Source organism: Peribacillus sp. P4_C12 (assembly GCF_056402095.1).
The window spans coordinates 1-2,350 of the sequence record NZ_JBFUIB010000543.1 but is presented as its reverse complement, the minus strand read 5'-3'; the positions used below and the strand labels follow the sequence as shown (position 1 = coordinate 2,350).

Sequence of the window (2,350 nt, the reverse complement as noted above, 5' to 3'; positions counted from 1 at the left end):
GCGCTATGTACAGTGTGAACTACTATAATAATGCGAAGCATGGATAATTAAGTGAAGAACCGCTTGGGGATGTCCCCAAGCGATTTTTTTATGATATTATTCTTTGGCATATTTATAAAATTTCTTGCTTCTTAATATAAATAATCAGAAAATTCTGAATTTATATTAGGTAATTTCAAGGTGGGAAATTCGTTATTGTGCTTTATTAGAATAAGGATTARGATAAAAGAATCGAAAGGAAGTGGATACAAGTGAGCAGCAGTTCTTATGATCCTGAACCCAGAAAGCAAGAGGAAGCCAATATGATGCTAGACGTCGAGACTGTTATTCTTCCTGAGTATCTGCTCGAAGAAGGTAAATAGTGCTTTCTCTATAGAAGAGGAGGTCAACTAAATGATTGAAATCTACAAGACGAATGAAAACCGTATTCTGAATAAAACCGGGGAAATGACAAAAGGTTCTTGGGTGAACATTGTTGCACCGACAGAAGCCGAAATTGAATATATATGTACGACTTTGCAATTACCGATTAATTTCATGAAAGATCCGCTAGATGATGAGGAACGGCCACGAATAGAAAAAGAAGATGATAATGTGTTAATTATCGTCGATTTTCCTTATTTGACACAGGACGAAGCGAACCTGCCCATTTTTGAAACGATTCCCATTGGAATGATCTTTACCAAAGACTGTTTTATTACGATATCTTTAAAAGAGACTCCTATATTAACAAACTTTAAAAACAATAAAATCAAAGGGTTTTTTACAAATAAGAAGACAAGGTTTGCCTTGCAATTATTATTTGAAATTTCATCTTATTATTTACGTTATCTAAAACAAATTAACAAGATGACTAATGAAGCGGAACGTGAATTGCACCAGTCAATGAAAAACAAAGAACTATATACATTCTTAGCATTAGAAAAAAGCCTGGTTTATTTCACGACATCATTGAAATCCAATAGGGTTGTTCTTGATAAAATTCTCCGATTTAATTATTTGAAAATGTATGAGGAAGATAAAGAATTACTAGAGGACGTAATTATCGAAAATGCACAAGCTATTGAAATGGCTGAAGTGTATTTATCGATTCTTAGCGGGATGATGGATGCATTTGCTTCAATTATATCCAATAATGTTAATAATGCTATGAAGTTTCTAACATCAGTTACAATTATATTAACGCTTCCAACCATGGTGGCAAGTTTTTACGGAATGAATGTAGAACTCCCGTTTGAACATAGTTCGTTTGCATTTATCTTTACTTTATTAATTGCTATTACTTTAGCGGGTACAACAGCATTTATTTTTTGGAAAAAGAAATATTTTTAAGATTAACCGGCTTACAAGTAAGCCGGTTTTGTTATGATTCCTCAAAATACTCATTAAAGCCTTCACTGCTTATTCTATCGGTATAGGGGTTCTTATCCGTTACATTCTTTGTATCTAAATTTGTTTTAATGACTAGTCTGGGGCTTTGTGATGGCTGCGCAATGATACGGTCATTTAAATCCTTAAAATCTGGTAACTCCTTATTGCCGGGATTGTTTGGTTCCAAAAAAATCACCTCCACTTGTATCTTTGCAAAAAATGATGCAATGTATTCATGAATATGCTCGTTGGTGGAAATCATAAAAGAACAAGAGGAGGAGATTATGATGACAACATGGAATAAGCAGGCAGCTCCTGATAATAATTTAAAGGCAACTGATTTAAAACCAGAAAGGGCTGTAAAAGCAAAATCGAAAACAGTCACCATTGATGAAGATCAATTGAATGATGTGAAAATTCAACAGGAAATAATGAAACAGAATATATAAAAACAAAAGGGGCCTAGTTTTAGGCCCATTTTGTTTTTATGAACGTTTCTGCTTTTTTTGTGATGAGGATTGGGTAAAGGAACCAGTTTCTTTCGTTGTTGTACCTTGTCCCTCTATTTGTGAAGAACCTAAACGAGTTTGCGATGCGTCTTTTTTATTTTTTCCATTCATATTTATCACCTCGACATTACTTTTCCTATTTCCTTTGCATCCTATACATATATTAAAGGTAAAAAGGACAGCTTAGCAAGTAGAGGAGGTGTGTGTTGATGTCAAAAATCGGTGTTGAAGAATCATTAACGAATATTCAGGAAGCACTTCGTGAAAAAGGTTTTGATGTTGTAGAGATTAAACAAGAAGCTGACGCAAAAAACTTGGACTGTTTTGTGGTAACAGGTTTGGAAACTAATGTGATGGGAATAATCGATACTTCATCTAAAGCTTCTATCATAGAGGCAAATGGTTTATCGGCTGATGAAGTGTGCCGCGAGGTTGAAAATAAAATTAACTCTATTCAATAGTACAAAAAG

General features: G+C 34.0%; 5 protein-coding genes. 3 read left to right on the top strand and 2 right to left on the bottom strand.

The genetic code is table 11. The annotated features are described in order from the left end of the window. Positions 1 to 393: 393 nt before the first annotated feature. Positions 394 to 1,332 carry a magnesium transporter CorA family protein gene (locus tag AC1DUW_RS26200; protein WP_053346469.1) on the top strand — a complete coding sequence of 313 codons (939 nt, stop codon included), beginning with the start codon at positions 394 to 396 and terminating at the stop codon, positions 1,330 to 1,332. A 31-nt stretch (positions 1,333 to 1,363) separates the two neighbouring features. On the opposite strand, the gene AC1DUW_RS26195 is transcribed toward AC1DUW_RS26200, so the two are convergent. After that, positions 1,364 to 1,558 (bottom strand): hypothetical protein, encoded by a 195-nt coding sequence (locus AC1DUW_RS26195; protein WP_053346468.1) that lies wholly within the window; start codon positions 1,556 to 1,558, stop codon positions 1,364 to 1,366. A 97-nt stretch (positions 1,559 to 1,655) separates the two neighbouring features. On the opposite strand from AC1DUW_RS26195, the gene AC1DUW_RS26190 reads away from it, so the two are divergent. Continuing rightward, positions 1,656 to 1,820 (top strand): hypothetical protein, encoded by a 165-nt coding sequence (locus AC1DUW_RS26190; RefSeq protein WP_477643858.1) that lies wholly within the window; start codon positions 1,656 to 1,658, stop codon positions 1,818 to 1,820. 36 nt (positions 1,821 to 1,856) lie between these two features. Here AC1DUW_RS26190 and AC1DUW_RS26185 read toward each other — a convergent pair whose 3' ends face one another. Further along, positions 1,857 to 1,991 carry a YuzL family protein gene (locus tag AC1DUW_RS26185; RefSeq protein WP_098176396.1) on the bottom strand — a complete coding sequence of 45 codons (135 nt, stop codon included), beginning with the start codon at positions 1,989 to 1,991 and terminating at the stop codon, positions 1,857 to 1,859. A gap of 98 nt (positions 1,992 to 2,089) precedes the next feature. Between AC1DUW_RS26185 and AC1DUW_RS26180 the strand changes: the two genes are divergently transcribed. Beyond that, positions 2,090 to 2,341: a YkuS family protein gene (locus tag AC1DUW_RS26180; RefSeq protein ID WP_053346467.1), complete on the top strand. Its 252-nt coding sequence runs from the start codon at positions 2,090 to 2,092 to the stop codon at positions 2,339 to 2,341. Positions 2,342 to 2,350 lie beyond the last annotated feature (9 nt).

Excerpts from the sequence above, each read along its gene's own strand:
- AC1DUW_RS26200 (WP_053346469.1), top strand. The coding sequence starts at position 394 with ATGATTGAAATCTACAAGACGAATGAAAACCGTATTCTGAATAAAACC.
- AC1DUW_RS26190 (WP_477643858.1), top strand. The coding sequence starts at position 1,656 with ATGATGACAACATGGAATAAGCAGGCAGCTCCTGATAATAATTTAAAG.
- AC1DUW_RS26185 (WP_098176396.1), bottom strand. The coding sequence starts at position 1,991 with ATGAATGGAAAAAATAAAAAAGACGCATCGCAAACTCGTTTAGGTTCT.
- AC1DUW_RS26180 (WP_053346467.1), top strand. The coding sequence starts at position 2,090 with ATGTCAAAAATCGGTGTTGAAGAATCATTAACGAATATTCAGGAAGCA.